2 rRNA genes are annotated in these 3,391 nt (G+C 56.4%); both read left to right on the forward strand.

The window, feature by feature from the left end:
- Nucleotides 1-63 precede the first annotated feature (63 nt).
- A 23S ribosomal RNA gene (locus ABZ738_RS32490) occupies nucleotides 64-3,177 on the forward strand.
- A 96-nt stretch (nucleotides 3,178-3,273) separates the two neighbouring features.
- Nucleotides 3,274-3,390 (forward strand): 5S ribosomal RNA (gene rrf, locus ABZ738_RS32495).
- Nucleotide 3,391: the final 1 nt, after the last annotated feature.

Here is a 3,391-nt window from a genome sequence, read left to right on the forward strand (position 1 = left end):
CGCGCTGTGGGTTGTGGGTTGGTTGTTTGTTGAGAATTGCACAGTGGACGCGAGCATCTTTGTGGTCAAGTTGTCAAGGGCGAACGGTGAATGCCTTGGCACCAGGAGCCGATGAAGGACGTGGGAGGCCGCGATAGGCCTGGGGGAGCTGTCAACCGAGCTGTGATCCCAGGGTGTCCGAATGGGGTAACCCGGCATCAGTCATGTGATGTCACCTGCACCTGAACTCATAGGGTGTGTGGAGGGAACGCGGGGAAGTGAAACATCTCAGTACCCGTAGGAAGAGAAAACAAATAGTGATTCCGTGAGTAGTGGCGAGCGAAAGCGGATTTAGGCTAAACCGGTTGCGTGTGATACCTGTCAGGGGTTGCGTGGTCGGGGTTGTGGGACTCTGTGTGGTGAGCTGACACTCATCGAAGAAGTTACAAAACCAGTTGTTAGTCGAATGGTCTGGAATGGCCGACCGTAGACGGTGAAAGTCCGGTAGGTGAAAGCAGCTGGTCTTCTATGGATGTTCCCGAGTAGCGGCGGACTCCTGAAATCTGCCGTGAATCTGCCAGGACCACCTGGTAAGCCTGAATACTTCCTGGTGACCGATAGCGGACGAGTACCGTGAGGGAATGGTGAAAAGTACCCCGGGAGGGGAGTGAAATAGTACCTGAAACCGTTCGCCTACAATCCGTCGGAGCCTTGAGGGGTGACGGCGTGCCTTTTGAAGAATGAGCCTGCGAGTTAGTGGCATGTGGCGAGGTTAACCCGTGTGGGGGAGCCGTAGCGAAAGCGAGTCTGAAGAGGGCGTTTGAGTCGCATGTTCTAGACCCGAAGCGGAGTGATCTAGCCATGGGCAGGCTGAAGCGCGGGTAAGACCGTGTGGAGGGCCGAACCCACCAACGTTGAAAAGTTGGGGGATGACCTGTGGTTAGGGGTGAAAGGCCAATCAAACTCCGTGATAGCTGGTTCTCCCCGAAATGCATTTAGGTGCAGCGTCGCGTGTTTCTTGCCGGAGGTAGAGCACTGGATGGTCTAGGGGGCCCACAAGCTTACCGAAATCAGCCAAACTCCGAATGCCGGTAAGTGAGAGCGCGGCAGTGAGACTGCGGGGGATAAGCTTCGTAGTCGAGAGGGAAACAGCCCAGATCACCAGCTAAGGCCCCTAAGCGTGTGCTAAGTGGAAAAGGATGTGGGGTCGCACAGACAACCAGGAGGTTGGCTTAGAAGCAGCCACCCTTTAAAGAGTGCGTAATAGCTCACTGGTCAAGTGGTTCCGCGCCGACAATGTAGCGGGGCTCAAGTACACCGCCGAAGCTGTGGCATTCACACGTGTGCTTCGCAGGATTCTTTCGGGTTTCTTGTGCAGGTGTGTGGATGGGTAGGGGAGCGTCGTGCCGGGGGTGAAGCAGCCGAGTGATCGAGTTGTGGACGCGGCACGAGTGAGAATGCAGGCATGAGTAGCGAAAGAAGGGTGAGAAACCCTTCCGCCGGATGACCAAGGGTTCCAGGGCCAGGTTAATCCGCCCTGGGTGAGTCGGGACCTAAGGCGAGGCCGAGAGGCGTAGTCGATGGACAACGGGTTGATATTCCCGTACCCGCGAAAGAGCGTCCCTGATGAACCTCGTTGTGCTAACCACCCAAACTGTTTGAGACCTTCGGGTTGATGATGGGGAGCGTGGGAACCTGGCGGGTAGTAGTCAAGCGATGGGGTGACGCAGGAAGGTAGCTGAGCCCGGCCGGTGGTTGTGCCGGGGTAAGCGTGTAGGCCGTGCCATAGGCAAATCCGTGGCGCATGTAGGCTGAGACGTGATGCCGAGCCGATTCAGGTGAAGTCAGTGATCCTATGCTGCCGAGAAAAGCCTCTAGCGAGTTCTTAGCGGCCCGTACCCCAAACCGACACAGGTGGTCAGGTAGAGAATACCGAGGCGATCGGGCGAACTGTGGTTAAGGAACTCGGCAAATTGCCCCCGTAACTTAGGGAGAAGGGGGGCCGGAGACGTGAAGCCCCGCGCGGGTGGAGCGTTGTATGGCCGCAGAGAGCAGGGGGAAGCGACTGTTTACTAAAAACACAGGTCCATGCGAAGAAGTAATTCGATGTATATGGACTGACGCCTGCCCGGTGCTGGAACGTTAAGGGGACCTGTTAGCTCTTCGGGGCGAAGCGGAGAACTTAAGCGCCAGTAAACGGCGGTGGTAACTATAACCATCCTAAGGTAGCGAAATTCCTTGTCGGGTAAGTTCCGACCTGCACGAATGGCGTAACGACTTCCCCACTGTCTCAACCACAGGCCCGGCGAAATTGCAGTACGAGTAAAGATGCTCGTTACGCGCGGCAGGACGGAAAGACCCCGGGACCTTTACTATAGCTTGACATTGGTATCTGAGTTAGCTTGTGTAGGATAGGTGGGAGCCGGTGAACCTCATACGCCAGTATGGGGGGAGGCAATCTTGAAATACCACTCTGGTTGATTCGGGTATCTAACTTCGGACCGTTATCCGGTTCAGGGACAGTGTCTGGTGGGTAGTTTAACTGGGGCGGTTGCCTCCTAAAAGGTAACGGAGGCGCCCAAAGGTTCCCTCAGCCTGGTTGGCAATCAGGTGTTGAGTGCAAGTACACAAGGGAGCTTGACTGTGAGACTGACGGGTCGAGCAGGGACGAAAGTCGGGACTAGTGATCCGGCACTTGCGTGTGGAAGCGGTGTCGCTCAACGGATAAAAGGTACCCCGGGGATAACAGGCTGATCTTCCCCAAGAGTCCATATCGACGGGATGGTTTGGCACCTCGATGTCGGCTCGTCGCATCCTGGGGCTGTAGCAGGTCCCAAGGGTTGGGCTGTTCGCCCATTAAAGCGGTACGCGAGCTGGGTTTAGAACGTCGTGAGACAGTTCGGTCCCTATCCGCCGTGCGCGTAGGATACTTGAGAAGGGCTGTCCCTAGTACGAGAGGACCGGGACGGACGAACCTCTGGTGTGCCAGTTGTCCCGCCAGGGGCACGGCTGGTTAGCTACGTTCGGAAGGGATAACCGCTGAAAGCATCTAAGCGGGAAGCTCGCTTCAAGATGAGGTATCCCACCCACCTTTGGTGGGGTAAGGCCCCCAGCTAGACGACTGGGTTGATAGGCCGGAAATGTAAGCCCGGTAACGGGTTCAGTTGACCGGTACTAATAGGCCGAGGACTTGACTATCAAAGTTGCTACGCGTCCACTGTGTAACTCACAACAAACAAACACACCCCGACACGTTGGTGTTGGTGCGGATTGTGTTTGACATGTTGATAAGGTTACGGCGGTCATGGCGGAGGGGAAACGCCCGGTTACATTCCGAACCCGGAAGCTAAGCCCTCCAGCGCCGATGGTACTGCACCCGGGAGGGTGTGGGAGAGTAGGACACCGCCGGACA

The sequence above is a fragment of the Micromonospora sp. NPDC047793 genome, assembly GCF_040642635.1.
Taxonomy (GTDB): Bacteria; Actinomycetota; Actinomycetes; order Mycobacteriales; family Micromonosporaceae; genus Micromonospora.